Genomic DNA, 26,021 nt, shown 5'->3' on the forward strand with positions numbered 1-26,021 from the left:
CGTCGATCCCCGTCCGGCCCGCCGCAGTGTGCCCGCCACCCGTGACCCGGACGGGCGCCGCTCCGGCCGCGGGGACGTCGGCGGACAGCGCCCTACGCGGTCAGCGGCTGCCGCGACCGAACTCGGAGGCGTACAGGCCGGCGGGACGGCTGACCGGGCGTTCGTGCGGGGCGGGCGTGCCACGTTCGGCCAGCGCCGCCTCCAACCAGCCCTCCTGCCAGGCCCGCCACAACCGCGACAGGTCCCAGGCGCGGGTGCCCGTCACGGTCGCACCCATGCGTCCGCGGCGTGACACCCGTCCCTCGGCGACCAGCAGCCAGGCGTGCAGGACGGTCCAGGCACAGTCGTCGAGGTGACGCTCGAAATAGGTGGTCTGGGTCGTGCCGGTGCGGTCGTCCAACGACAGGAACAGCACCCGCTGTCCGGAGCGCTGCGCCGGCGACTGCACCGCGACCTTGACCCCGGCGACCCGGACCGTGGACTGGGTCGGCAGCCCCTGCAGGTCGCACGCGCGCACCACCCCCAACGCCTCGAGCAGCGGCTCGTAGAAGCTGATCACGTGCCGGCTGACGTCCATGCCCGAGACCGCGAGCTCGGCCCGGACCCGGTCGGCCGCCCGGTCCTCGGGCAACTGCGGGGTGTGATCGGCGTCGAGGTCCATCGCGGTCTGCTCGACCCGGTGGGCGCCGACGGTCGCCGCGGCCCGGCGGCGTCGCCCCGCTCCCGCCCACAGTTCCTCGACGGCCAGTCGCAGGGCCCGGCGGCCGTTCGGACCACCCCGACGCCCGACCCCGGCGACCTGGTCGAGCGCGCCGACCTCGGCCAGGGCCTCGGTGGTCGGGCGGGACAGGCCGCCCCGCTCGCGCAGGTCGGCCAGCGAGGTGAAGGGGCGGCCGCCCAGCAGCGCCTCGACCTCGGCGTCGGTGATGCCTCGGATGTCCTGCAGGCCGATGCGCACGGCGTAGCGGTAGCCGTTGCCGGCCTCGCCGCTGTCGAACCCGGTCGGCGGCACCGGGCGCGGCACCCGGACGGCCTTCGGTGCCTTGCCGGACTTGGGGCGTGGCACCTTGCCGGCGGTCACCTCCTCCGGCCAGGTCCAGCCCGGTGGCAGGTGCGGCGCCGGGTCTTCGCCGCGCTGGACCGCGCGGACGGCGGCGGTCAACCCGAGCAGGTGGTCGGCCAGGCCGCGGTCGACCACCTCGACGGTGTACGGCCCGATCGAGCGGTTGACGTCGGCGGGCAGCACCGCCACCCCGAACAGGCGGCACTCGTCGAGGATCATCCGGCGCGGGTACATGCCGGGATCGTGGGTGAGCAGGCCCGCGGCGAACTCGGGGAACACGTGCGCCTTGAGGAACGCCGAGCGGTAGGTCGGCACCGCGAACGCGGCCGCATGTGCCTTGCAGAACCCGAACGAGGCGAACGACGCGACCTGGTTCCAGATCCGCTCGGCGTCCTCGCGGGTCAGCCCCCGGTCCAGCGCACGGGCCACCACCCAGCCACGGATCGCGGCCAGCTTCCTCGGGTCGGACAACTGCCGCCGCAGCAGGTCGGCGTAGGCGAGGTCGCAGCCGGTGATCGCCGCCAGCACCCCCATGACCTGCTCGTGGTAGACGATCACGCCGTGGGTCTCGCCGAGGACCGGCTCCAGGCACGGGTGCAGGTAGGTGGTTTCCTCCTCGCCGTGCCGGCGGGCGACGTAGGGGGTGACCATGTCGGCCTTGACCGGGCCGGGACGGAACAGCGAGATCTCGGTGACGAGGTCGCCGAACCGGTCGGGCTGCAGGCGGCCGAGCAGCTCGCGCTGGCCGGGTGACTCGATCTGGAACATCCCGACCGAGTGGGTCGAGCGGATCAGCGCGTAGGTGTCCGCGTCACCGCCCGGGATCGCGTCCATCGACAGCCGGCCCCGGCCGTCCCGTCCCGGCAGCGCCGGGTCCGCGTCGCGGGTGGCGGGCAGCCCCGCGGTCCCGTCCCCGTTGACCAGGCCGAGGGCGTGGGACATGGCCGACAGCATCCGTACCCCCAGGACGTCGAGCTTGAGCAGGCCGAGCGCAGCCACGTCGTCCTTGTCGAACTGGCTCATCGAGTAGCCGTGGGCCGAGCGCTCCAACGGCGTGCGCGAGGTCAGGTCGCGATCGCCGAGCAGGATCCCGCACGGGTGCATCGCGAGGTGGCGTGGGAACCCGTCGATGCGCTCGACCAGGTCGAACAGCCGGGTCAGCTGCCCGGCGTCGAGACGGCTGTTCTTCAGCTCGGGCAGCCGGTCGACGGCGGTACGCGCGTCGCGGGCACGGGTGTGGTGGAAGCCCTTGGCGACCAGGTCGATCTCCTCGGGCGGCAGGCCGAGCACCTTGCCGACCTCGCGCACGGCCATGCGGGCCTGGAAGGTCTCGACCATGGCGACGCACGCGGTGCGCTCTTCGCCGTACCGGGCCATCACCAGGTCGTAGACGTCCTCGCGCCGGTGTGACTCGACGTCGAGGTCGATGTCGGGCAACTCGTCGCGGTAGGGGTTCATGAACCGTTCGAACGCGAGGTCGTTCGCGATCGGGTCGACGTCGCTGATGCGCAGCGCGTAACAGACCAGGCTGCCGGCGGCCGAGCCGCGACAGGCGATCAGCACGCCGAGTTCGCGCACGTCGGCGACGATGTCCGACACCGCCAGGAACAGGTCGTGCAGGCCGAGCTGGTCGATCATCGCCAGTTCGTGCTCGAGGCGTTCGCGCACCGCCGGGGTGATCCGGGTGTAGCGCTGTGCCGCGCCGGACCAGCAGCGCTGGTGCAACTCCCCCGCCGCCACCTCGGCCGACAGTCCCGACAGCCGCGGTACGTGCAGGCCGCCGAGCCCGAGGTCGACGTCGCAGCCTGTCGCGAGCTCGTGGGCGGCCACCAGCAGGTCGGGGCGTTCCCGGAACCGTTCGTGCTGGTCGGCGGCGCTGGTGAACCACGCCTCGGCGGTGGCACGACCGAGATGGTGACGACCCAACGGCACCTGCTGGCGCACACAACGCAGCACGTCGGCGACCGCGGCGTCGTCGGGGGTGAGGTAGCGCACGTCGTTGACCGCGGCCGCCCGCACCCCGAGGCGGCCGGCGATCTCGAGCGTCCGCCGGATACGGGTGTCGTCGCCGGGTTCGGCCAGGTCGTGGCCGCCGGCACCGCTGGCCAGCGACCGCCGCCCGCCCGGCGCGACCCGGTGGTTGCGCACGCCCAGCACCACGTCGTCACGGCCGAACACCTCGAGCCAGTGGCGCAGTTCGACCTCGGCCGCGTCGAGGTGGCCGCGCGCGACCAGGCGCCCGAACGGCGAGTCGACCCCGAGCACCGCCACCACCCCACCCGAGGCCGCCACGTCACCGAGCGCGTCGGCGGGCAGGTGCGGGTCGCTGCGCGCGTCGGCATGCGCCGCGCTGACCGCCCGGCACACCCCGCCGTACCCCTCCCCGTCGCGCGCCAGCAACGTCACCCGCGCGGCGTCGTCCTCGAGCCAGCCACCACCCCTGCCCGGACGCGCCTCACCGGGATCGCGGACGCGGCCGCCACGGGTGCGCTCCCAGCCGGCGCGCGCATCGGGGGCGAGGGCAAGGTCCGTGCCGAACACGGGGGTCACCCCTTCGGCGGCGCAAGCCTGGGCGAACCGGACCGCGCCGTAGAGCCCGTCGCGGTCGGTGATCGCCACGTGGGTCATGCCGGCGGCGGCCGCGGCGGCCGCCAACTCGCGCGGACGGATCGCCCCGTCACGCATCGAGTACGAGGTGCGGGCGCTCAGGTGCGCGAACGGTGGCGTTCCGGGTGGCGCGGGCCTGGCCCTGCCGGCCCGGTACAGCGCCTCGGCGGCTTCGGCCGCCCGGTGCACGTCGACCTCGTGGTCCTCGACCGACGCCTCGTGCTCCTGGGGCGACCAGCGACGGGTGGCCGCCATCAGTCCCAGACGCGGTCGAGACGCCAGGTCTCGCCGCGCCGGACCAGCTCGTACACCCCACGTGCCGGTTTGCCGTTGGCGGCTTCCACCCGCCACAGGTCGGTCTGCTCGATCTGGACCGGCTCGCCGTCCGGGCGTCGCCACCAGCCCGGGTCCTCGCGCCAGTGGCCGAGCACCTGCAGCACCTGGTAGCGGTTGCCCCGCCAGGTGAAGGCGCTCGGTGCCGTGCCGTCGGTGCCGGTCGTGGGAAGTTCGACCTCCTCGATGGTCTCGCGGTATCGCTTGCTCATGGTGTCCGCCATCCGGTTTCCGCCGCCCGTCATGGGCGTGTCATCGAACGTGTGTTCGAGTGAAGCCGGCACCGTACGACGCGGCTGGGACACCCGCCAGCGAACGACCCCCGCCGCCCGCGCGGCGCGCAACCCCGCGCACCACCTCGACTTTCGTGTCCCCAGCCGAAAGTTGGGCTCCCCGGCCGGCCCGGCCCCCAACACCACCTCGACATTCGTGTCCCCAGCCGAACGTGGAACCGCCCGGCCAGGCCCGGACACCTGCAGGCCGCCCGGTTTCGTGCCCCCAGCCGAACGTTGGAACCGCCCGGCCGACGGTCAGGCGGGTGGGGGGTCCTCGGGGAGGGTGCGGCGGGCGCGGACGAACAGTTCCCGAGCCGCCTCCTCGGCGACCTCCTCGACCGGCTCGCCGGCCAGGACCCTGGCGTTCCAGCTCCCGAGCAGCGCCGTCGTCAGCTGCGCCGCCATCGGCCCGAGCGCGACCCGCACCGCCGGCTGGTCCTCGATCACCTCGGCCCGCACCTGCGGCAGCGGCACGAACGCGGGGAAGACCCGCAGGTCGTCGATCAACGGGCGCAGACCCGCCCGCCACGCGGCGCCGTCGGTCGCCGTGGTGAGCCCGGCGAGGCAGTCCCCGGCGGCGACCCCGCGCACCGCCTCCTCGGGGTCGGCGGCGAGGAACTCGCGGTCGCTGCGCACGCTGTAGGCCTCGAGGACCGCCCGCAGCCCGTCCACGCGGGTGCCGAACTCCTGGTCGACGCACACCCGGGCGTCGGGCTGCTCGGACAACCGCCGGGCGAGGTCGGACAACGTGCGCAGGTCGGCGCCCGCGGCCGGGGGGCCGAGCACCACGAACGCGAACGTGGCGTTGGCGGGTGGCGCGTCCAGGCTGCCGTCCCGGAACTGCGGCCGGAGCCAGATCAGGCCCTCGTCCTCGTCGTGGTCGCGCACGGCCATGAAGCTCGCCCGCGGATCGCCCGGCGGGTCGGCTCGTCCCAGGGTCTCGAGCCATGCCTCGCCGGTGTAGCCCGTCCGCACGTCGACATCGCCGAGCTCGAGGGCCTGACGGGCGTCGCGCGCGTCGCTGAAGGTCACGAGCTCCCCCGCCAGTCCCGACAGCTCCAGCAGCGCCAGCATGGTGTGGGCGAGCACCTCCGTCTCGGGCTCGGCCCCGCTGGCGATCCGGAGGGGCGTGGGAGGCGGCTGGTCGGGATCCTCGGTGGCGGCGGGCACGCCGGGGCCGGCCTGCGAGGTGCAGGCGACGAGAAGCACCAGGAGACACAGCCAGCGACGCACCCTCCCAGGCTGCCACACCTCCCTCGTTGCCGCCCGCGTTGCCATCGGTGGGCGTGCGGTGGCACCGCGTGGCGGTCGTACACTCGCGGCATGCGTAGACGCCCCGCTCCCCTCGCCGCGCTCCTGGCCGTGCTCCTGCTGGCGGCCGCCTGTTCCGGCTCCCCCGATGCCGCTCCGACGCCCACCGCGGACGAGACCGAACGTGAACTGGCGATCGCCGTGGCCAGCTTCGACCTCGCGGTCGGCGAAGATCAGCGCCTGCTGGCCGGGATCTACACCTCCGAACGCCAGCTGCTGGGCTTCGGCGAGGTCACCTTCGACCTGGGCTTCCTGGGCGAGGAGCCGGGTGGCGAGGCCGAGCTGACCGAGCGGGTGCAGGCCGGCTTCCTGCCCGTTCCGGGCGCCGAACCCGGGGGTGGGGGCACCCAACCGACCGTGCTGATGGGGCAGGAAGGGGCCGGGGTCTACGCCGCGCAGGTCCCGCTCGACGAAGCCGGTTTCTGGGGTCTGCGGGTGACGGCCGAGCTCGACGACGGCACGGTCCGCCAGGGCCAGACCACCTTCGAGGTGTTGCCCGAACCGCTCGTTCCGGCCGTCGGCGACGAGGCGCCCGTGACCCGCAACCTGACGCTCGCCGACGTCGAGGCCGGCACGGCCGCACCGGCGTCACTCGACTCCCGGGCGCTCGACGGTGGCGAGGTGCCCGCCCACCGCCTGCACCAGACCACCATCGCCGACGCCATCGAACAGGGACGACCGGTCGTGGCAGTGTTCGCCACCCCGGTCTTCTGCGTCAGTCGGTTCTGTGGCCCGCTCGCCGAGACCATCGAGGAGCTCGCGACCCGGTACGACAACCGCGCCGACTTCGTGATGGTGGAGGTGTGGGAGGACTTCGAGGACCAGCAGCTCAACGCCGCGGCCGCGGAATGGATCCAGACCGAGACCGGCGGGAACGAACCGTGGGTGTTCCTGGTGGGCGAGGACGGCCGGATCGCCGCGCGGTGGGACAACGTCCTCGACGTCGCCGAACTCGAGGCCGAGCTCGAAGCACTTCCGGCCATCCCCCCGCGGGCCGAGGGCAGTCCGGCCGAGGAGCTCTCCGAGGACTGATCGCCGGCGCCCGTTCAGCGGCGCCGGCGCAGCTGTGGCGGTAGCAGCGCCACGTCGCTGCCCGCGAGCCGGTCACCACGTTCGCCGGCGGCGAGCAGGCCACGGACGGCCGATCCCCCGACGACCACGACCTCGGCGACGAACGCCAGGAGCACACCGAGTCCGCTGAGTTCTGCGAGCAGGCGGACCCCGAGTCGGTCGGTCGCGAGACCGATGACCAACCAGGCGAGCACGACGAGCGCGCCGATGACCACGAGCTGCCGCCGCAGCCGGCGGGCCGTCCGCCCCCAGTCCACGATGGGAGCCGCCACCTCGGGTGCCGCCGCCGCCTCGGGTGCGGCCGCCGCCTCGGGTGCGGCCGCCACGCCCGGCACGCCGGTGGCGATCTGGGATGCAGCCGCGGGCACGTCGGTCGACGGCGGTGCGGGATCGGGTGCGGTCACGAGGGCCTCGGGCACGGGATGCGGCGGCCGAGGGTATCGGCCGCCGCATCGTCGTAACGGTCAGTGGGCCTCAGGCGAGCTGCTTCTCGATCAGGGCGATGGTCTCGCGGTCGAACGCCTCGAGGTCGTCGGGCTTGCGGCTGGTGATCAGCGGTCCGGCGCCGTTGTCGTCGACCACGACCTCCTGGTCGACCCAGGTTCCGCCGGCGTTGCGAATGTCGGTCTGCAGGCTCGGCCACGACGTGAGGGTGCGGCCCTCGACGCAGCCCGCCTCGACCAGCGACCATGGCGCGTGGCAGATCGCGGCGACGGGCTTGCCGGAGGCGACGAAGTCGCGCACGAACGCGACCGCGCCCTCGTGCATCCGCAGCTGGTCGGGGTTGGCCACGCCGCCGGGCAGCACCAATGCGTCGAAGTCGTCGACCGAGACGTTGTCGACCGCTTCGTCCACCTCGAAGGTGTCTGCCTTGTCGAGGTGGTCGAAGCCCTGCACCTCCCCCGGCTCGGTCGCGAGCAGGATCGGCACGCCACCGGCCTGCTTGATGTCGGCCCAGGGCTGGGTGAGTTCGATCTGTTCGACGCCTTCGGTGGCGACGAGGAACGCGACGCGTGCGCCGTCGATGCTGGCCATGTGGGACTCCTTGCGTGGGACGGGTCAGAGCGGGATCCCCATGGTCGGGGCCGCCGCAGCGGCGCGTACTCCAACGGCTGCACGAACGGTCCCGACAGGCGGGCCACCCCGCGACCGGCAGGGGTCGACCACGCCCGGGTCACCACCGGCGGCGGTCCCGCAGCGGTGCGTGCCGCACCGGTGAGATCCCCGCGCCGGCGACGTCACAACGCCGGGTCGCCCAGGTCGAGCCGCAGGGTGGCCAGCACCCGCGTGATCTCGCCGTGCAGCGCGGCGACGTCCAGCGGCAGGCGCACGTCGTGCTGCGGGTACAGCTCGGTGGCGGAGGTGTCGGTGGTGCTGACCTGCCAGCCGCGGGCGAGCAGATAGTCCCCGAGCTGGAACGCCCACGTCAGCACGACGTGGTCCTCGTAGTCGTGCAGCATGAAGGTCAGGTAGCGGTTGAACGGCAGGGTCCACATCCGGCCGCCCCGACGCGACACGCCCTGCGCCCGGAAGCCCAGCGCCTCGAGTTCGTCGTCGAAGGTCTCGGCCGTCGCCCCGTCGCCGTTCACCGGCCAGCTCCCTGGTCGCCTGCGCGGCACACGCTACTCGGATCCGCCGGCCCGACTCCGTACGCTGTCGCGCCATGTACGCCCTGCGATCCTCCGTCCTCGCCCTGGCCCTCGTGCTGGGAGCCGCCGCGTGCTCGAGCCCGGACGACGACGAGCAGCAGGACGCGGTCGTCGAGGAACTGCGTGCCGAACTGGCGGCCCGGGCGGACGCCGAGGGCGCGCTGGCGCAACGCGTCGAGGAACTCGAGGCCCAGCTCGAGCGACTGAGCAGCGACCGGTCCACCAGCCAACGACTCGGCGAGGTGGACGAGCAGCTCACGGCACTGAGCGAGAGCATCACCAGCCTGGGCGAGCGGGTGGACACCGAAGCCCAGGAACGCGTCAGCGTCGGCGAGGAGGCGGCGAACGCGGCTGCCGACCTGCGCAACAGCCTCGCCGACATGCGCGGGCGCATCGACCAGCTGCAGGGCGAGACCGACGAGCTGCGCACGCTGTACCAGACCCTGCGCGAACGGGTCGACCGCATGCAGCAGGGCTGACGGGTCGAGCGGTCACGCTGCCCTACCATCGAGCCGTGCCGAACTCCCCCGCCTCGCGTGACGCGACGCCCACCCGCGTCGGTGGGCGCTACGCGCTGCGCGGTGAGATCGGTCGCGGGGGCATGGCGACGGTCCACCGGGCGGTCGACGAGGTGCTGGAGCGCGAGGTCGCCGTCAAGCTGCTGCATGCGCACCTGGCCACCGATCCGGCCTTCCTCGACCGCTTCCGCCGCGAGGCCCGCGCCGCGGCGGCGCTGGCACACCCCAACGTGGTGGCCGTGCACGACTGGGGCGAGACCGACGAGGGCGCGTACCTGGTCCTGCAGCTCATCGAGGGCCCGTCGCTGCGCGCGGTGCTGCGCCGGCACGGCCGGCTGACGCCACCGCAGGCACTCGGGGTGCTCGCGCCGGCGGCGGCGGGGCTCGGATCGGCGCACCGGGCGGGCCTCGTCCACCGCGACGTCAAGCCCGAGAACCTGTTGCTGGGCGCCGACGGGCAGGTCCACGTGACCGACTTCGGGCTCGCCCGTGCCGCGGCGAGCGCCACCTCGACGTTCGGCGCGGACGTGCTGGTCGGCTCGCCCCACTACCTCTCCCCCGAGGCGGTCCGCGGCCAGCCGCTGGATCCCCGCGCGGACGTGTACGCGTTGGGCGTCACGTTGTTCGAGTGCCTGACCGGCCGTCCGCCGCACGAGGGCGAGTCCCCGTTCGCGACGGCGGTCGCCCACACCTCACGTCGCGTCCCGCCCCCGTCGTCGCTCGTCGACGACATCCCGGCGGAGCTCGACGAACTGGTGCTGGCCGCCACCTCGCACGACCCCGACGAGCGGCCCGAGGACGGCTCGGTGTTCGCGCGCGAGCTGTCGCTGGCGGTGCCGGCGGGAATCGCCCCGCTGGACCTGCACGACCTGGCCGGCGACACGGTGCTGACCGCACGCCCCCAGCCGTCCGGCGGCACGATGACCTTCGAACCTGCCGATCACACCACGCTGGTGGGCCGGGGTGGACCTCCGCCTCCGCCCGGCGCCACCGCCGTCGAGGAGGACCTCGCCGGGGAAACGCTCGACGACGACGTGGTCGAGCGCCGCCGGGGACGGGGCTGGCTGGTGGCACTGCTCGTCCTCGGGCTCCTGGCGGCGTCCGCGGCCGCCGGCTACCTGGTGTGGGACCGGGTACTGGCGCCGGTGACGAGCATTCCCAGCGTGGTCGAGGCACCGCAGGACGACGCGGTGGCCGAGCTCGAGACGGCCGGGTTCGTGGTGGCCCTCGCCGACGAGCGCCCGCACGACCTCGACGTTCCGGCCGGGCACGTCCTCGCCCAGGAACCGCTGGGCACCGCGCGGCGCGGCGCGCGCGTCCTGCTGACGCTGTCCGCCGGCCCGCGACAGGTGACCGTGCCCGACGTGGTCGGCGACGCCGGCGACGTCGCCGCACAACGGCTGCGGGACGCCGGACTGACGCCGACCGTCATCGAACGCCATGACGACGACGTCGCCGAGGGCCTGGTGATCAGCACCGAACCCGGTGCCGCCGAGGTGGTCGACGAGTCCAGCCCGGTCGACGTGGTCGTCAGCCTTGGGCCGCAACCGATCGACATCCCCGACGTCGTCGGACGTACCGAGGCCGACGCCGAAGCCACGCTGGTGGGGGCCGGACTGCGCATGCGCGTGGTCGACCGGCCCTACGACGGCGCGGCGGCGGGGACCGTCATCCGCCAGAACCCCAATGCGCAGAGCGGTCCCGTGCTGCCCGGCGAGACCATCGACGTGGCCGTGTCGCGCGGCCCCCAACCGGTCGAGGTCCCGCAGGTACGCAACATGCTCGTCGAGGAGGCGGTCGCGACGCTGCAGGAACTCGGGTTGGAGGTCGCCGTCGAGCGGCGCGGCGGCTTCGGCGCGTTCCTGCGCCCCAACCGCGTGTTCGAACAGGACCCGGGCCCGGGCGCCACGCTGCTGCCCGGACAGACCGTCACGGTGTACGCCTACGAGGAGTGACGCGACAGGCGTGACGTCAGTTGGTGGCGGGCCGCGCCTGGGCCCGCTGCCGGGCGAGCTCGACGTCGTCCCCCTCGGCGACCCACCCCTGCAGTTCCAGGTCGGAGACGGCGAGGTCGGGATGGGTGTCACCGTTGAAGGTGTCGAGGATCTCGATGCTGACACCGGTGGTCAGTACCGGTTCGGTCAACTCGATGGCCTGGGGGGTCAGCCCCTCGTCGAGCAGGTTGATCAGCAGGACGATGCCGCCGTCCATCGTGACCTGCGCCCGCTGGATCCGTGCATTCGCGGCATAGGTGTCCGCGTCGCGGTGGTCGCCGTTGCGGAGCACGAGACGGTCGACCCAGGCCGGTTGCTCCAGCAGCAGTTCGATGCGCTCGCCGACGCCGTGCTCGACCTCGTCGACCGACCCGTCGGAGTTCCAGGCCGTCGCGGCGTCGTCGTCGACCATCTGCGACGCCTCGTAGGACTGCCCGCCCTGGGACGGCAGCGTCGTGCGGGTGGCGATCTCCGCGACGGGCAAGCGGGTCGGCGCGTCGTCGTAGGCGGCCACGTCGAAGTCGGCGCCGGGCAGCGCGAGTTCCCCGCTCCCGAACGGTCCGATGCCGGCGAAGGCGAGGCCGGCGATCGTCAGGCCGAGCACGACCAGCACACCGAAGGCGGCCCACAGGCGCGAACGGGGTTCATCGTCGTGGCGGGGACCGTGGAGGTCCCCGCCGGCGCGCCCGTTCGCCCGTGGGGGCACGCTGCCGGTGTCGAGGTCGGCGCCGCAGCGACCGCACAGTTCGCGGTGCGGGCTGTTGGGACCGCCGCAGTTTGGACAGTTCCGCAGCGCCAGCGGTCCGGACGGCGGCGACACGTCCGCGCCGATCCGGGTGACCCGGTCGAGCTCGCCGGTCGTCTCGCTGTCCTCCGGATGCGCGCCACGCAACTGCGCGCGGACGGGGGCGACCAGCGCGATGCCGCAGGCACGGCAGAACCGCGCACCCGGCGTCGAGGGAGTTCCGCAGTCGGGGCACGTCGAGGTGCCCGTGCTGCTGTCGCCGGCGCTGGTCACACGTGCTCCCGCGAAGAGGTCGGGGTGGCTGACGTCGGTCCGACTCCTGCGGGCCGCGGGCGCAGCGTAGGCGTCCGCCCGAGACCTTCGGGACACGTCGGTGCGCGACAGGCGTTCGTCGGCCGGTCACGGCGCGCGCTGCCGCGGCCACGGCGGGACGCGTCATGGCCCCTGCCGGCGCACTGCTACGCTGCCCGCCATGTTCACCGTCACGTATGTCGCCTGGTTTTCGGGCCGGTTCTTTACCGGGCCCGGGACCGAGCGCGCTGCGGACACGATCTAGCACCACCACCGCACCGACGACGCGAAGCCCCGGGGTCCAGCCTCCGGGGCTCAGACGTTTTCGGGGGCGGACGACGCGGGGAGCGGGTCAATGACCAGAGAGGACACGACGATGGTCGTGGTCATGCGCTCAGGCGCCACCGATACGGATGTCGACAAGGTCGTCAAGGCGATCGGCGAAGTCGGCGGCGACGCCTTCGTGTCGCGCGGCAAGCACCAGACGATCATCGGGCTCGTCGGCGACCTGACGCAGTTCACCGAGCTGCCCCTGCACGCCTTCCCCGGCGTCGAGGACGTCATCCGGGTCAGCAAGCCCTACAAGCTCGTCAGCGTCGAGACCCATCCACGGCCGTCGACCGTCTGGGTCGGTGACACGCCGATCGGCCGCGACACGGTCACGCTCATCGCGGGCCCGTGTGCCGTCGAGAGCGAGGAGCAGACCGAAGCGGGCTGCAAGATGGCCAAGGAGGCCGGCGCCTCGATCCTGCGCGGTGGCGCCTACAAGCCACGCACCTCGCCCTACGCGTTCCAGGGGCTCGGGGAAGCCGGGCTCGACATCCTGCACGGCGTCGCACGCGACCTCGGTCTGCCCTTCGTCACCGAGGTGGTCACCCCCGCCGACGTCGAGACCGTCGCCGCGAAGGCGGACATGCTGCAGGTCGGTGCCCGCAACATGCAGAACTTCCAGCTGCTCAAGGAAGTGGGGATGGCCGGCAAGCCGGTCCTGCTCAAACGCGGACTGACCGCCACCATCGACGAATGGATCATGGCGGCGGAGTACATCGCGCACACCGGCAACCTGCAGGTGGTGCTGTGCGAGCGCGGCATCCGCACCTACGAGCCCATGACCCGCAACACGCTCGACGTCTCCGCCGTGCCGGTGGCGCAGTCGCTGACGCACCTGCCGGTCATCGTCGACCCGTCGCACTCGGGCGGCAAGCGCGACCTGGTCCTCCCGCTGACCCGCGCCGCCATCGCCGCGGGCGCCGACGGCGTCATCGTCGACGTCCACCCACGCCCCGAGACCGCGCTGTGCGACGGCCCCCAGGCCCTGGTCCGCGACGACCTGCTGCCCCTGCGCGAGTCGGTGGCGCGCTTCGCGGGCGCCATGGGCCGCGAGGTCGCCGCCCCGACCGTCGACCACCGCGCCGGTGCGTGGGGTCGTTCGGCCTCCGCCTGATCCGGCTTGCCGCGTCCCGACCGTCGCGGTCGGGGCGCGACGCCGTCAGGAGGGCGAGGACAACGCCGCCCGCACGGCGGCACGGAGCGGCGTGGTCAACAGGTGGCCGTACCAGTCCTGCGCCAGTCCGTCCCGCACGATCGTGTCCTCCTGCACCGACTGGAGCAGACCGAGCGTGAGCATCGGGTCGACGCCGGCACGGGCGGCGGCCGCCAGGGCCGTCGCCTCGGGTGGCAGGTAGGGCGCCCGCACCCGCCGCACGGCCTGCCGGCCGAGTTCGTCGCGCACCACCTCGACGAGGTCGGCGTAGGTGAGCACGTCCGGGCCGCCGATCTCGAGCACCTCTCCCTCCGTCCGCGGGTCGTGCAGCGACGCGGCCAGGACGGCCAGGAGGTCGTCGAGGGCGACCGGTTGCACCAGCGAACGGTTCCAGGCCGCGTCGAGAGCGAAGGGTGCCGTGGCCGCGGCGACCAGCAGGTCGAACGACGCGCTGCCCGCGCCGACGACGATGCCGGCACGCAGTTCGGTGGCCGGGACCGGGCCGGCGCGCAACTCCTCACCGACCTGGTGGCGGGCATAGAGATGGTCGGAGACGAACGCGAGGCGGTCCTCGTCCACCAGGCCGCCGAGATAGACGATGCGCCGCATGCCGGCGGCCTCGGCGCCGGTGGCGAAGGCGGCCGCCGTCGCCCGCTCGCGCTCGACGAGGCCGCGCAGACGCCCGGCCATGCCGTGCACGAGGAAGAAGGCGGCATCACAGCCGTCGCCGGCGCGCCACACCGCCTGGCGGTCCTCGGCGCGTCCCTGCACCACCTCGACCCGGTCGCGCCACGGCGCGGTGAGCCGCGCCGGGTCGCGGACGAGACAGCGGACGCGGTGCCCGTCGGCGAGCAGAGCCGGGACCAGCGCCGCACCGACGAAGCCGGTCGCACCTGTCACGAGCAGTTCCATGTCGTGTCCTCGTCGGGCCGGGGCGGCGGGCGGGGAGGCCGGACGCCCCGACGTCGTCACGCCGCCCGCTCCACGATGCGCGAGGCCAGTTGGGAACCGGCGGTGGCGACCGTCGCGGCCGTCGCGGCCTGCGCCCAGCCGAGCGGCCCGAGCGGACGACATCCGAAGAACTGGCTCACGCCCGGCGTCTGCACGACGGCGGCCAGTCCGGCCGCGGAACCGATGCCCGTCAACAACGTCGTCGGGCGCTTCCAGCCGCCGGCGGCGACGGTCTGCCCCAGCTGGGTCCCGACCAGGGCCACCAGCCCCACCGTGCTGGCACGACGGCGCGTGCCCGTCAGACGGGCGGCGGTCCAGGCGGCACTGGCCCCGAGCGCCGTGGCGGTGCCGCGGATGGCGACGTCGCGCGCCAGCGCCGAGCCGAGCGACGCCTCGGGACCTTCGCGCAGAAGGGTCTCGGTGGAGACGTCCTCGGGCGGACGGACGGCGATGGCGACGGCCGGGGCCAGGTCGGTGAACAGGTTCACCAGCAGGAACTGCCGCGGATCCAGCGGGGCCGACCGGCTGAACAGGGATGCGATGGAGGTGAATCCGATCTCGCCGAGGTTGCCGCCGACGAGGACCGCGAGCGCCTCGCGGACCGAGCCCCACATCGCCCGGCCCTCGGCGATCGCATCGATGAGGGTCTCGATCCGGTCGTCGGTGACGACGATGTCGGCCGCGTCGCGGGCCGCAGGTGAGGAACGCTCGCCCAGTGCGACGCCGACTTCGGCGGTACGGATCGCGGCGGCGTCGTTGGCGCCGTCGCCGGTCATCGCCACGACGTGACCACGCTCCTGCAGGGCCGTGACCACCCGCAGCTTGTGCGCCGGCGTGACCCGCGCGACGACCGCGGTGGCCTCGAGGGCGTCGGCGAGGGCGTCGTCGTCGAGCGTGTCGAGGTCCGCGCCGGTCAGCGCCTCGCTGCCGGGCAGTCCGAGCTCGGCGGCGATGTGCAACGCGGTCTCGGGGTGGTCCCCCGTCACCATGATGGTCCGCACGCCCGCCGCGGCGATGCCGCGCACCGCCGCGGCCGCCGTGGCGCGGACCGGGTCCGCCAACGCGATCAGGCCGACCAGGCACAGCCGCTCGAGGCGGTCCTCCTCGAGTTCGGGGCGCGACGACGCCGCGCGCTGGGCCACGGCGAGCAGCCGGTGTCCGCGTCCGGCGAGCTCGTCGACCTGCGCCAGCACCTCCGCGCGGGCCTCGGCGTCGAGCGCGACCTCCTCGTCGTCGCGGCGCCAGGAGGTGCAGACGTCGAGGACGACCTCGGGGGCGCCCTTGACGACGAGGTGGTGGCGCTGCGCGCTCCGACCGAGGACGGCGTGGATGCCGCGGCTGGAGTCGAACGGCAGGTCGGCCACGACCTCCCACCCCGGCAGCCCGTCCCCGGCGGCGACCTCGAGGTCGTCGGCCGCGGCGTGCAGCGCTTCGTCGGTCTCGTCGAGTCCGTTGCCGTTGCCGTCGCCGTCGGCGGGGCCGCTGGCGCGCAGGCTGACGGCGAGCAGGTCGCGGAGCAGCGCGTCGTCGGTGTCGCGGCGGTGCACGCTGCGTCGCCCGTCGGACACACCGGTGAACCGCACCCGGCCCTCGGTGAGGGTCCCGGTCTTGTCGACGCAGAGCACGTCGACCCGGCCGAGCGCCTCGACGGTGCGCGGGTTGCGGACGACGGCGTTGCTGGCGGCCAGTCGGCGGGCGCCGGCCAACTGCCCGGCCGTCGCGACGAACGGCAGACCCTCGGGGACCGACGCGATGGCCAGCCCGACCGCGGTGCTGGCGACGTCGCGCATCGGCCAGCGGCGCAGCAGCCCGACACCCGCCGTACCGGCGGCGGTCGCGAGTGCGGCCGGCAGCAGGCGCCTGGTGACCTCCTCGAGCCGCAGCTCGACACCGGTCGGCGGCGGTGGTCCGGCCAGCGCCAGGCTGCGGGCCACCTCGGTGTGCTCGCCGGTGGCCACCACGACGGCGCGCACCGAGCCGTTGGAGACGACGGTGTCCTCGTACAGCATGCAGGTGCGGTCGCCGAGCGCCTGCTCGGTCGAGGGGTCGGCGGTCTTGGCGACCGGCAGCGACTCACCCGTCAGACTCGACTCGTCCACCTCGCAGCCGTCGGTGGCCAGCACACGCGCATCGGCGGGAACGGCGTCGCCCGCCGCGAGCACGATGACGTCGCCGCGGACCAACCGGTCCTCGCGCACGCGACGTTCACGGCCGTCCCGGACGACGGTGACCTCCTCGACGTCGCGGTCCAGCAGGCCGCGGACGGTGCGGTCGGCCCGGAGCCGCTGCACCCCACCGACGAGGCTGTTCACGCCGATCAGCCCCAGCACCAGGCCGGCGTCGGTCATGGAACCGATCGCGGCCGACAGCCCGGCACCGACCCCCAGGATGGGGTTGAGCGGGTTGGCCAGTTCGGCGAGGAACGGCTCGCCGGGTGACACCTCGCTCCCGGCGGCGCCCGTCACGGTCCGGCGCTGTCGGGCCTCCTGCTCGCTGAGCCCCTGGTCGGCGTCGGTCCCGAGCAGTTCGGTGGCCCGATCGGCGGTGATGGCGTGCCAGCGAACCGGGTCCGGGACGTAGGGTCGCGGCCGGTGGGCGAGCCGTACGGCCGCCCAGGTGCCCGACGCCAGCGCCGCGCCGGCGGCACCGTTGACCATCGCCAGGCCACGGCTGCCGGCGGCGGCACGCGGACCCGTGCCCGCGACCAGCGCACCCAGCGCGGAACCGGCCACGGCGAAACGCGCCGCTTGGGCGGAGACCTCCCGGGCGGCCGTGGTGGCCTCGATGATCGTGGCGGCGTCGGCCAGCTCGCGGCCGAGGATCAGGTCCGCGCCCCACGACGGGCGACCGGTCGGGGCCACGACCCCGAGCCCGACGTCCGCGGCCGCCAGTCCGCGGTGACCCTGACGGCCGACCACCATGACCACCGCCCCGTCGGCCTGCAGTGCGCGGACGGCCGTCCCCAGGGCGCGCCCCGCGGGCAGCGCGTCGTCCGCGCCGATGCGTTCGGCGACGCGACCGGTGCGGCCCGCGACCAGCAGCCGATGGCCGGCCGCGCGAATGGCGGCGACGACCGTGTCCAGACCCGGGTCGAGTTGCTCGACGACGTCGACGATCGCGACCACCTCGCCGCCCTCGACGAGCGCGAGGGGACGCCCGCCGTCTGCGGCGATCTCGCGGGCACGGCTGGCCGTCCCTCGCGGCAGCGTGGCGCCGCCGTCGTCGGCCACGACGGCCATGGGCGCCAACCGCCACCGCCCGCGCGTGTGGTCGCCCTCGATGTCGTCGCGGTCGAGGAGCCACTCGGCCCGCTCGGTGAGGTCCGCCGCGGGGGCCTCACCGCGGGGTGTCACCACGCCGCGGATCTCCCAGCGGCCCGTGCGTACGACGTCGGCGTCGAGGACGACCGTGTCGACCCGGTCGAGGCGCCGGAGCGCCGACGCGTCCAGCGGCACGACGCCCCGGTAGGCGAGCGTGCGTCCGAGGTGGGCGGCGAACCCCTCGCGGCCGAGCCGGGCGGCCTTCGGCGTACCGACCAGGAACGCGTCGGTGGCCCGGCGCGGGTCACGGCTGGCGAGCAGGGTCGCACCGAAGCCGGCGAACGACAGCTGCCCAAGGCGCTTCGCCACCGACTCGACGGGTCCGTCGGGCAGCGGACGCGGGCGCGGCTCGAGGTCGGGAGGCTCGATCGGCTCGTCGCTGTGCAGGGCGTAGAACTCGGGCTCGCGCTGGCACCACACGTGCCGGCGGGCACGGACCTCCCCGAGCACCGTCGCCTGGTGCGCCAGGTCGAGCATCGCCCCCAGGGGACCCTGCGCCAGCCCGCCGGCTGCGGCGCTGCCCAGCGGGAGCACCAGCGCGGCGACGCGCCGCCCGAGGATCCGTTCGGCCTGGGCACGCAGCCACGGGTTGTTGTCCACCACCGTGACCAGCCCGCCGACCTCGATCGGCAGCCGCGGAAGTCGTGCCATCCGGGCGCCCACCGACCACGCGATCGCCAGCGCGTCCCCGGCCATGATCGCCAGGACCCGGTGGACGGGTTCGTCGTCGGCGGGGTGCTCGGCCCGGTCGCTGCAGTCCCAGCCGGGCCGGACCTGCTCGCCGCGACGCATGCCGTGGGCGTCCTCGAGCGACTCGATGAGGTCGAGCAGCGCACCGAGGGTCGACTCGCCCCCGTCGAAGGCGACCGCCACACGCCCGGTGATCGCGTTGACCTCGGCCCAGCGGACCGTCTCGAGGCGCCCGATCGCCTGGGCGAGCCGACGCCGGAACCCGACCGCCGCCGGATCCTCGAGGCCGTGCACCTCGATCTGGGCGTGCCCGTGGTCGTCGTCCTCCCAGACCCGCCGGTGGGTGCCGAAGGCGTCGCCGACGAGCTCGGCCCCCTCCTCCACGACGTCGCCGAACCGTTCGGCGCCGCCCTCGATCCGGGTGCGGAACTCCTCGCGTACCTCGTCGAGGTGCAGGTCGCCCAGCGGTGACGACTCGACCAGCGCGGCGAAGTCGAGGTCGAAGTCCAGGTCGAACAGGGCGGCCAGGTCGGTCGCCCGGTGCCCGTTGCCGTTGCCGTTCCCGTTGCCCGTGGGGCGGCCGTTCGCCGCGCCGCTGTCCGCGGGACCGGGTGCGGCGGTGGCCGCGTCGGCCACGCTCCCGTCCCCGGTGGCAGGGGCCAGTGCGGCGCCGGCGATACGGGCGGGCATGGTCGTCACCGACCACGTCAGCGCGGCGGCCTGCCTCAGCGGCCCGAGGACCATGGAACGACTCCGAACGGGGCCGCGGACCGGGTGCCACAGCCGAACCGGGAGTGTCCGAGGCGGACCCCCGGTCGGGCAAGCGCCCACCGGGGTCGACCGGTCACCCGTCGGTGAGCGCCCGGGCGATCACGTCGGCGGCGCGGGTGCATCCCTCGGTGTCGACGTCGAGGTGGGTCACGAGCCGGACGAGGTGCTCGCCCATCGCGCCCGCGAGCACGTCGTGCTCGCGCAGCCGGTCCAGCACCGCGCTGGCGGGGGTGGCGCCCGTGTCGACGTAGACGATGTTGGTCTCGACCTCGGCCGGGTCGCAGCTGCCGGGAACGGCGTCGGCCACCCGTTCGGCGATGGCGCGGGCGTTGGCCTGGTCCTCGGCGAGTCGTTCGACGTGGTGCGCCAGCACGTAGCGGCCCGCGGCGGCGAGCACCCCGACCTGGCGCATCGCGCCGCCGAAGCGACGCCGCCACTCGCGCGCGCTCGCGATGACGTCGGCGTCACCGACCACCATCGAGCCGATCGGGGCGCCGAGCCCCTTCGACAGGCAGAAGCTGAACCCGGTGAAGACCTCGCCGTACACGCGCGGATCGACACCGGTCGCGACGATGGCGTTGAACAGGCGCGCGCCGTCACCGTGGAGCGGTACGCCCCGCTCGTCGGCGAGGGCGCGCAAGGCCCGTAGGCGGTCGAGTCCGTGGATCGCGCCGCCGCCCCGGTTGGTGGTCTCCTCGACGCTGATGGCACCGACCGAGGTGTACGGGAAGGTCGGTGGGCGCAGCCGGGGCCGGACCAGGTCGACATCGAGCCGTCCGCGTTCGCCGTCGATGGTGCGGAACTGCACGCCGGCGTTGAGCGCGCCGGCGCCGGCCTCGTAGGCAACGAGGTGGGCGTCGGACTCGCACACGACCTCGGTGCCGGGCGGGACCAGGGCCCGCAGCAGGACGAGCGTGCCCATCACGCCCGTCGGCACGAACAGGGCGGCGTCCCGGCCGAACTGGTCGGCGACCTCCTCCTGCAGCGCCTCGACCTCGGGATCCTCGCGGTAGACGTCGTCGCCCACGTCGGCGGCGGCCATCGCCCGGCGAACGCCCTCGGTCGGGCGCGTGACGGTGTCGGAACGCAGGTCGATCACGGGACGTCCTGGTGGTCGGCGGTCGGGTCGGCGGTCCGGGTGGCCGTCGCGTCGGCGGTCCGGGCGGCGTCCTGGTGGTCGGCGGCGTGGTCGTTGGGCCGGGCGTCGAGCCAGGCCGCGACGGCGTCGTGGGCGGCGCGGCCGCCCGCCAGGACCCCCGGTCGGGTCTCGCCGCCCAGCCGCCGGGTCGGCGTGGACACGTGGCCTCCCGCTTCGGTGACCAGCAGCCGTCCGGCGGCCCAGTCCCAGGACGAGAGCCCGAATTCGAGGTAGGCGTCGAACCGTCCGGCGGCGGTCCAGGCGAGATCGAGCGCGGCCGCGCCGCCACGCCGCAGGTCGCGGACGTGCGTCAGCAGGTCGGCCACGTCGACAGCCCAGTCCCGGCGGGTGTTTCGTGCGTACGCGAAGCCCGTCGCGACCAGCGTCCGGTCGAGCGCCGGCGCGTCCGACACGTGCAGGCTGGCGCCGTTCACGTGCGCGCCGCCGCCCCGGACGGCGGCGAAGGTCTCGTCCCGGCTGGGGTCGTGCACCACGCCGACGAGCGAACCTCGCCCGTCCTCGCAGGCGATCGAGACGCACCATGCGGGGATCCCGTAGAGAAAGTTGACGGTGCCGTCGAGGGGGTCGACGACCCAGCGCAGGCCGGTCGTGCCGCGGCGCTCGGCCTGGCCCTCCTCCCCCAGCAGGCCGTCGTCGGGACGGACGGCGGCGAGCCGGTCGGCGATCAGCCGCTCACTGGCGCGGTCCGCCTCGGACACGGGATCGGTGACGGTGCTCTTGGTCGAGAATCCGAGGTCGTCACCGGCGGCGTGGCCGCGGGCGAAGGCCGTCAGGGCGTCGCCCGCCGCCCGTGCGGTGTCGACCGCGAGGTCGAGGAGCGCCGCGAGGTCGGGGTGGTCAGCCAAAGAACGTCTCCGCGACGCGGTACAGCGATGCCGGCACCGTCTTGAGGTGGGCCGTCGCCTCGGTCAGCGGCACCGGCACGATCTCGTGGTTCTGGAACGCGGTCATCGCGCCCCACTGCCCGTCGATGGCGAGCTCCGCCGCCTTCACGCCCATCTGCGTCGCGAGCACCCGGTCCATCGGCGTCGGTGAGCCGCCCCGTTGGACGTGACCGAGGATCGTGACCCGCGCGGGGAACCCGGTCCGCGCCTCGATCTCGTGGGCGATCGCGTGACCGATGCCGCCCAGTCGCGGCCGGCCGAACTCGTCCTTCGGCGGCTCCTCGATCTCCATCGACCCCTCGCGGGGCAGCGCGCCCTCGGCGACGACGACGATGGAGAAGTCGCGCCCCGACCCTGCCCGGTGCTTGAGGTGGCGTCCGACGGCGGCGATGTCGAAGGGCACCTCGGGGACGAGGATGGCGTCGGCACCGCCGGCCATGCCGGCGTAGGTCGCGATCCAACCGGCGTGGCGACCCATGACCTCGAGCACCATGACGCGGTTGTGCGACTCCGCGGTCGAGTGGAGCCGGTCCACCGCCTCGGTGGCGGTGCGCACGGCGGTCAGGAACCCGATCGTCAGCTCGGTCGCCGCGACGTCGTTGTCGATCGTCTTCGGGATCCCGAGGATCGGGATGCCCTCCTTCGCGAGCCGGGCGGCCGCGGACAGCGTGCCCTCGCCGCCGATGACGACGAGGCCGTCGAGACGGTGCACCTCGAGGGCTTCGGCGATCCGGGCGACGCCGTCGTGCTCGCGGTAGGGGTCGACCCGGGAGGTACCGAGGATGGTGCCGCCGCGGTGGAGCAGGCCGCGCGTGGTGGCAAGCGTGAGCTGGTCGACCTCGAGGTCCAGCACGCCCTTCCAGCCGGCACGGAAGCCGAAGGCCAGCACGTTGGCCTGGTCGGCGCGGCGGACGACGGCACGGATGGCGGCGTTGAGGCCGGGACAGTCACCGCCGCCCGTGAGGATGCCGATACGGGAGACCATCAGAGAGGAGTCCTGGGGCGGAGCGAGACGAAGGCGCGGGAGCCGGCAGGGTAGACAGCCGGGCGGGTGGCTGTCGTACGCGACTCAGTCGGTCAGGTGCGCCACGACGGCCGCGGCCCAGGTGAGCACCATCAGGGCCACCGCGACCGGCAGGACGCGGTAGGCGAACCGCGCCGGCCGGTCCCCCCTCGGGCGGCCACGACGTACCGCGACCGCGGCCGACCCCGCGACGGCCGCGCCGCATGATGCCGCTGCGATCGCCGCTGCCTGCACCACGACGGCGCCGGCGACCAGCCCGGGGACGACGGCCAGGAAGAACAGCGCCACCCCCGAGGCGACCAGGGTCCGGCGGGCCTGCTCCGCCCGATCCCGGCGACCGTCCGCGCAGGCGACGGCACAGCCGAACGAGCACCCTCCGCAGCCGCCGAGGTCGATTCCGTCGCCGTCGAGGCTGGTCACGGCGTCCGTCCGTCGGGACCGGTCGCCGGATCCTGGTCGAACCCGGGCGCGAGCTCGTCCCACATCTCCTCGAGCGCCCGCGGCAGCACGCGGGCCGCACCGATGACCGAGATGAAGTTGGTGTCCCCCACCCACCGCGGCACGGCGTGCAGGTGCAGGTGCTGCGCGATGCCGGCGCCACCGGCCGCACCGAGGTTCATGCCGAGGTTGACGCCCTGTGCGCGTACCTGCTGCTTGAGCACCCGCACCGCGCGCCGGCCGAGCGACCACAACTCCTCGGCGGCGTCCTCGGGCAGTGCCTCGAGGTCGGCGCAGTGCTCGTACGGCACGACCATCAGGTGGCCGGGGTTGTACGGGTAAGCGTTGAAGATCACGAAGCAGTGGTCACCGCGGTGCAGGATGAGGCTCTCGCGGTCGCGTCCCGGGTCCCGTTGCGGCAGGACACAGAACGGGCACCCCTCGAGCGGTTCGGCGCCGGCGACGTAGCCGAACCGCCACGGTGCCCACAGCCGCTGCAGGTCGTCGGCGCCGAGGCCGGGCTGGTCGTGCCGGGCGTCGCGGCCGACCTGGCCGACCGTCTCGCTGAACTCCTCCACGGGCTGCTCCTGAGTCGCGCGCGAGCGTATGCCCCGCCGCCGGGTCCTCAGCCCCGGCGGCCGATCAGCAGCCCCCGTCCCATCCCGAGTCCGGGGACGTCGTCGCGCCATTCCGCCCGCAGGCCCGCCTGCTCGACGGCCGCCGCGTAACGCTCGGCGGTGAACAACGGCATGCGGTGGCACTCCTCGGCCGTGGCGACCCCGCCCGGCGTGGCCACCGCCCAGGCGAACTCGATGACGAGCACCTCCCCTTCGCGGCGCGAGCTCGCGGCGCGCGCGACGACACCGTCGTCGTTGCTGGCGGTCACGAGGTCGCGGTGGCCGCCCTCGCGGACGCGGTCCGGCGTCAACCACGGCTCGACGAGCAGGGTGCCCCCCGGCGCCACGTGCGCCGCCATGGCGACCACGGCCGCGTCCAGTTCGTCGCCGTCGGCGACGTGCCCGATGGAGGAGAACAGGCACGTCACCACGTCGAACGTGCGTCCGAGGTCGAAGTCGCGCAGGTCGCCCTCGGTCAGCGGGATCCCGGCGTCGAGCCGGCTGGCCGCCACCGACAGCATCTCGGGCGAACCGTCGAGGCCGGCCACCTCGCCCACCTCGGTCGCGAACACCTCGAGGTGGCGGCCCGTCCCGCAGGCCACGTCGAGCAGCGAGCCCGACGGGCGACCGTCCTCGCGGGCGACGGTGAGCAGGGCCTCGGCCTCGGCCCGGTAGTCCTTGCCGCGGGCGTCGTACAGCGCGTCGTACCAGGCGGCGAGGTCGTGGTAGCCGACCGCGCCGTCGAGGGACCGCACCCGCCCCGGACTCATGGCGCCGACTCCTCGGTGCGCCGCTCGCGGACCTCGTCGGCGACCTCGGCCACGAAGGCGTCCAGCGGGACCTCCTTGCGTTGGTCGCCGCGGTAGGGCCGCACCGCGACGGTGCGGTCGTCACGCTCCGCGCTGCCGACCACGAGCGCGTAGGGGACCTTGGAGGTCTGGGCGCGGCGGATCTTGGCGCCGAGCGTGTCGTCGGAGTGGTCCACCTCGACGCGCAGTCCCTCGGCGCGCAGGGCGGCCGCCACCTCGTCGGCGTAGCCGTCGAACTCCGCGGCGACGGGCAGGACCTGCGCCTGCACCGGCGCCAGCCAGGTCGGGAATGCGCCGTTGAACGACTCGACCATCACGCTGAAGAAGCGCTCGATCGAGCCGAACAGCGCGCGGTGCACCATGTAGGGCCGGTGCTTGGCGCCGTCGTCACCGACGTAGGAGATGTCGAAGCGCTCGGGCAGGTTGAAGTCGACCTGCACCGTGGTCAGCTGCCACTCGCGACCGATGGCGTCGCGGGCGTGGATGTCGATCTTGGGGCCGTAGAAGGCGCCCTCGCCCGGGTCGATCTCGTAGGCCAGGCCGGTCTGCTGCACGGCCTCGATCAACGCCTGCTCGGCGGCCTCCCACTTGTCGTCGTGTCCGGCGATGGACTTGGCGGGACGGGTGGAGATGGCCACCCGCGACGGGTCGCCGAGCCCGAAGGCGCGGTAGAGGTCGCGCGCGAACTCCACGCATGCGGCCACCTCGTCGACGACCTGGTCGGGTCGGCAGAAGATGTGGCTGTCGTCCTGGGTGAATCCGCGGGCCCGCAGCATCCCGTTGACCACGCCCGAGCGCTCGTACCGGTACACCGTGCCGAGCTCGGAGATCCGAACGGGCAGCTCACGGTAGGAGCGGGTCCGGGAGGTGAACGCCAGGATGTGGAAGGGGCAGTTCATCGGCTTGAGCCGGTAGGCCGCGCCCCCGTCGCCCCGTGCTCGGGACGCAGAGGAACCGTCCTCGAGCTCCATCCCCGGATACATCAGTTCGCCGTAGTTCTCGAGGTGACCCGAGATCTGCCACAGGTCCTCCTTGGCGATGTGGGGCGTGTAGACCGGCTGGTAGCCCCGTCGCAGCGTCTCGTCGCGGATCCAGTCCTCCATCTGCTTGCGCACGATCGCGCCGTTGGGCAGGAAGATGGACAGCCCCGGACCGAGCTCGTCGGGGAAGTGCACCAGTTCGAGCTCGCGCCCGAGCTTGCGGTGGTCGCGCTTCTTGGCCTCCTCGATCATCTCGAGGTGCTTCGCCAGGGCCTTGCGCGACTCCCACGCGGTGCCGTAGATGCGCTGCAGCATCGGCTGGTCCTCCTGGCCACGCCAGTAGGCACCAGCCGAGCGCAGCAGCTTGAAGGCCGGGATCCGGTCGGTCGACGGCACGTGCGGGCCGCGGCACAGGTCCGACCACGCCACCGTGTCGTCGGGACGCACGTTGCGGTAGACGGTGAAGGTCGGGTCCGCGTCGCCCTCGGTCGACTCGGGCGCGTCCACCGAGCTGACGATGGTGCCGTCGCCGACGAGCTCGATGATCTGGGTCTTGTACGGCTGGTCGGCGAACTCCTGCAGGGCATCGGCGCGTGCCACCTCCTCGCGCACGAACCGCTGCTTCTCCTTCAGCAGCTCGGCCATACGGGCCTCGATCTTGTCGAGGTCCTCGGGGGTGAAGGGACGCTCGACGTCGAAGTCGTAGTAGAACCCGTCCTCGATCGGCGGCCCGATGGCCCACTTCGCACCCGGGAACAGGTCCGTGACGGCCTGCGCCATGACGTGCGCGGCGGAGTGACGCAGGATGGCGCGGCCCTCGTCGCTGTCGGCGGCGATCGTGTCGAGCTCGGCCCCGTCGGGAACCTCGCGGTCGAGGTCCCACTGCTGGCCGTCCACGCGCGCGGCGACGATCTGGCCGCGGATGGCGTCGAGGGCCTTGAGGGCCTGGATGGCGGTCGCGCCGGCCTCGAGGTCGGCGCTCGCGTCTCCGGAATGCACGGTGATGGTGGCACGCACTACGAACTCTCCTGTTCGCAG

At 73.8% G+C, this 26,021-nt stretch carries 20 protein-coding genes; 4 read left to right on the forward strand and 16 right to left on the reverse strand.

Translation table 11 applies throughout. From position 1 onward, the window contains the following. Positions 1–100: 100 nt before the first annotated feature. From ACERMF_RS08890 to ACERMF_RS08900, 3 genes are all read right to left on the reverse strand, one after another. On the reverse strand, positions 101–3,925 hold the full coding sequence (locus tag ACERMF_RS08890; RefSeq protein WP_373668706.1) for a DNA polymerase III subunit alpha: 3,825 nt from the start codon (positions 3,923–3,925) through the stop codon (positions 101–103). Then, positions 3,925–4,215: a DUF6504 family protein gene (locus ACERMF_RS08895; RefSeq protein ID WP_373668707.1), complete on the reverse strand. Its 291-nt coding sequence runs from the start codon at positions 4,213–4,215 to the stop codon at positions 3,925–3,927. The genes ACERMF_RS08890 and ACERMF_RS08895 overlap by 1 nt, the downstream gene beginning before the upstream one ends. A 318-nt stretch (positions 4,216–4,533) precedes the next feature. Continuing rightward, a complete protein-coding gene (locus tag ACERMF_RS08900) occupies positions 4,534–5,529 on the reverse strand; it encodes a glycine betaine ABC transporter substrate-binding protein (protein WP_373668708.1) in 996 nt (331 codons plus the stop codon). A 72-nt stretch (positions 5,530–5,601) separates the two neighbouring features. On the opposite strand from ACERMF_RS08900, the gene ACERMF_RS08905 reads away from it, so the two are divergent. Further along, complete coding sequence (locus ACERMF_RS08905) at positions 5,602–6,621, forward strand: hypothetical protein (protein ID WP_373668709.1); 1,020 nt, start codon at positions 5,602–5,604, stop codon at positions 6,619–6,621. A 14-nt stretch (positions 6,622–6,635) separates the two neighbouring features. Here ACERMF_RS08905 and ACERMF_RS08910 read toward each other — a convergent pair whose 3' ends face one another. The 3 genes from ACERMF_RS08910 to ACERMF_RS08920 all read right to left on the reverse strand — a co-directional run bounded on the left by ACERMF_RS08910 (position 6,636) and on the right by ACERMF_RS08920 (position 8,249). Then, positions 6,636–7,064: a hypothetical protein gene (locus ACERMF_RS08910; RefSeq protein WP_373668710.1), complete on the reverse strand. Its 429-nt coding sequence runs from the start codon at positions 7,062–7,064 to the stop codon at positions 6,636–6,638. Positions 7,065–7,134: 70 nt separating this feature from the next. Then, positions 7,135–7,695 (reverse strand): type 1 glutamine amidotransferase domain-containing protein, encoded by a 561-nt coding sequence (locus ACERMF_RS08915; protein ID WP_373668711.1) that lies wholly within the window; start codon positions 7,693–7,695, stop codon positions 7,135–7,137. Positions 7,696–7,898: 203 nt separating this feature from the next. Further along, a complete protein-coding gene (locus ACERMF_RS08920; RefSeq protein WP_373668712.1) occupies positions 7,899–8,249 on the reverse strand; it encodes a hypothetical protein in 351 nt (116 codons plus the stop codon). 74 nt (positions 8,250–8,323) lie between these two features. On the opposite strand from ACERMF_RS08920, the gene ACERMF_RS08925 reads away from it, so the two are divergent. Then, entirely contained in the window at positions 8,324–8,788 is a 465-nt protein-coding gene (locus tag ACERMF_RS08925; RefSeq protein ID WP_373668713.1) for a hypothetical protein, read from the forward strand. A 35-nt stretch (positions 8,789–8,823) separates the two neighbouring features. Next, entirely contained in the window at positions 8,824–10,782 is a 1,959-nt protein-coding gene (pknB, locus tag ACERMF_RS08930) for a Stk1 family PASTA domain-containing Ser/Thr kinase (RefSeq protein ID WP_373668714.1), read from the forward strand. 16 nt (positions 10,783–10,798) lie between these two features. Here pknB and ACERMF_RS08935 read toward each other — a convergent pair whose 3' ends face one another. Next, a complete protein-coding gene (locus ACERMF_RS08935) occupies positions 10,799–11,839 on the reverse strand; it encodes a zinc ribbon domain-containing protein (RefSeq protein WP_373668715.1) in 1,041 nt (346 codons plus the stop codon). A 394-nt stretch (positions 11,840–12,233) separates the two neighbouring features. Between ACERMF_RS08935 and aroF the strand changes: the two genes are divergently transcribed. Further along, positions 12,234–13,301 (forward strand): 3-deoxy-7-phosphoheptulonate synthase, encoded by a 1,068-nt coding sequence (gene aroF, locus ACERMF_RS08940; protein ID WP_373668820.1) that lies wholly within the window; start codon positions 12,234–12,236, stop codon positions 13,299–13,301. A gap of 45 nt (positions 13,302–13,346) precedes the next feature. Here the strand turns inward: aroF and ACERMF_RS08945 are convergent, their stop codons facing one another. From ACERMF_RS08945 to thrS, 9 genes are all read right to left on the reverse strand, one after another. After that, on the reverse strand, positions 13,347–14,252 hold the full coding sequence (locus ACERMF_RS08945; RefSeq protein ID WP_373668716.1) for an NAD(P)H-binding protein: 906 nt from the start codon (positions 14,250–14,252) through the stop codon (positions 13,347–13,349). Positions 14,253–14,308: 56 nt separating this feature from the next. Continuing rightward, complete coding sequence (locus ACERMF_RS08950) at positions 14,309–18,991, reverse strand: HAD-IC family P-type ATPase (protein ID WP_373668821.1); 4,683 nt, start codon at positions 18,989–18,991, stop codon at positions 14,309–14,311. A gap of 154 nt (positions 18,992–19,145) precedes the next feature. Further along, a complete protein-coding gene (locus ACERMF_RS08955) occupies positions 19,146–20,171 on the reverse strand; it encodes a low specificity L-threonine aldolase (RefSeq protein WP_373668717.1) in 1,026 nt (341 codons plus the stop codon). Further along, positions 20,168–21,076, reverse strand: a complete 909-nt coding sequence (locus tag ACERMF_RS08960) for an inositol monophosphatase family protein (RefSeq protein ID WP_373668718.1) — start codon at positions 21,074–21,076, stop codon at positions 20,168–20,170. Before ACERMF_RS08960 ends, ACERMF_RS08955 begins: the two co-directional genes overlap by 4 nt. Continuing rightward, the gene (locus ACERMF_RS08965) at positions 21,069–22,100 is read right to left on the reverse strand and encodes a 6-phosphofructokinase (RefSeq protein ID WP_373668719.1); all 1,032 of its coding nucleotides are present in this window, start codon (positions 22,098–22,100) and stop codon (positions 21,069–21,071) included. Before ACERMF_RS08965 ends, ACERMF_RS08960 begins: the two co-directional genes overlap by 8 nt. 84 nt (positions 22,101–22,184) lie before the next feature. Continuing rightward, positions 22,185–22,559, reverse strand: a complete 375-nt coding sequence (locus tag ACERMF_RS08970; protein ID WP_373668720.1) for a hypothetical protein — start codon at positions 22,557–22,559, stop codon at positions 22,185–22,187. Next, positions 22,556–23,155 (reverse strand): HIT domain-containing protein, encoded by a 600-nt coding sequence (locus ACERMF_RS08975; RefSeq protein ID WP_373668721.1) that lies wholly within the window; start codon positions 23,153–23,155, stop codon positions 22,556–22,558. The genes ACERMF_RS08970 and ACERMF_RS08975 overlap by 4 nt, the downstream gene beginning before the upstream one ends. A gap of 47 nt (positions 23,156–23,202) precedes the next feature. After that, entirely contained in the window at positions 23,203–23,964 is a 762-nt protein-coding gene (locus tag ACERMF_RS08980) for a class I SAM-dependent methyltransferase (RefSeq protein WP_373668722.1), read from the reverse strand. Then, entirely contained in the window at positions 23,961–26,000 is a 2,040-nt protein-coding gene (gene thrS, locus ACERMF_RS08985; protein ID WP_373668723.1) for a threonine--tRNA ligase, read from the reverse strand. The genes ACERMF_RS08980 and thrS overlap by 4 nt, the downstream gene beginning before the upstream one ends. Positions 26,001–26,021 lie beyond the last annotated feature (21 nt).

The sequence above is a fragment of the Egicoccus sp. AB-alg6-2 genome, from assembly GCF_041821025.1.
GTDB lineage: Bacteria > Actinomycetota > Nitriliruptoria > Nitriliruptorales > Nitriliruptoraceae > Egicoccus.

What these genes read in the sequence shown, in the direction of transcription:
- ACERMF_RS08905 (WP_373668709.1), top strand. Translation starts at nt 5,602, where the DNA reads ATGCGTAGACGCCCCGCTCCCCTCGCCGCGCTCCTGGCCGTGCTCCTG.
- aroF (WP_373668820.1), top strand. Translation starts at nt 12,234, where the DNA reads ATGGTCGTGGTCATGCGCTCAGGCGCCACCGATACGGATGTCGACAAG.
- ACERMF_RS08945 (WP_373668716.1), bottom strand. Translation starts at nt 14,252, where the DNA reads ATGGAACTGCTCGTGACAGGTGCGACCGGCTTCGTCGGTGCGGCGCTG.
- ACERMF_RS08895 (WP_373668707.1), bottom strand. Translation starts at nt 4,215, where the DNA reads ATGAGCAAGCGATACCGCGAGACCATCGAGGAGGTCGAACTTCCCACG.
- ACERMF_RS08925 (WP_373668713.1), top strand. Translation starts at nt 8,324, where the DNA reads ATGTACGCCCTGCGATCCTCCGTCCTCGCCCTGGCCCTCGTGCTGGGA.
- ACERMF_RS08980 (WP_373668722.1), bottom strand. Translation starts at nt 23,964, where the DNA reads ATGAGTCCGGGGCGGGTGCGGTCCCTCGACGGCGCGGTCGGCTACCAC.
- ACERMF_RS08965 (WP_373668719.1), bottom strand. Translation starts at nt 22,100, where the DNA reads ATGGTCTCCCGTATCGGCATCCTCACGGGCGGCGGTGACTGTCCCGGC.
- ACERMF_RS08915 (WP_373668711.1), bottom strand. Translation starts at nt 7,695, where the DNA reads ATGGCCAGCATCGACGGCGCACGCGTCGCGTTCCTCGTCGCCACCGAA.
- ACERMF_RS08950 (WP_373668821.1), bottom strand. Translation starts at nt 18,991, where the DNA reads ATGCCCGCCCGTATCGCCGGCGCCGCACTGGCCCCTGCCACCGGGGAC.
- ACERMF_RS08890 (WP_373668706.1), bottom strand. Translation starts at nt 3,925, where the DNA reads ATGGCGGCCACCCGTCGCTGGTCGCCCCAGGAGCACGAGGCGTCGGTC.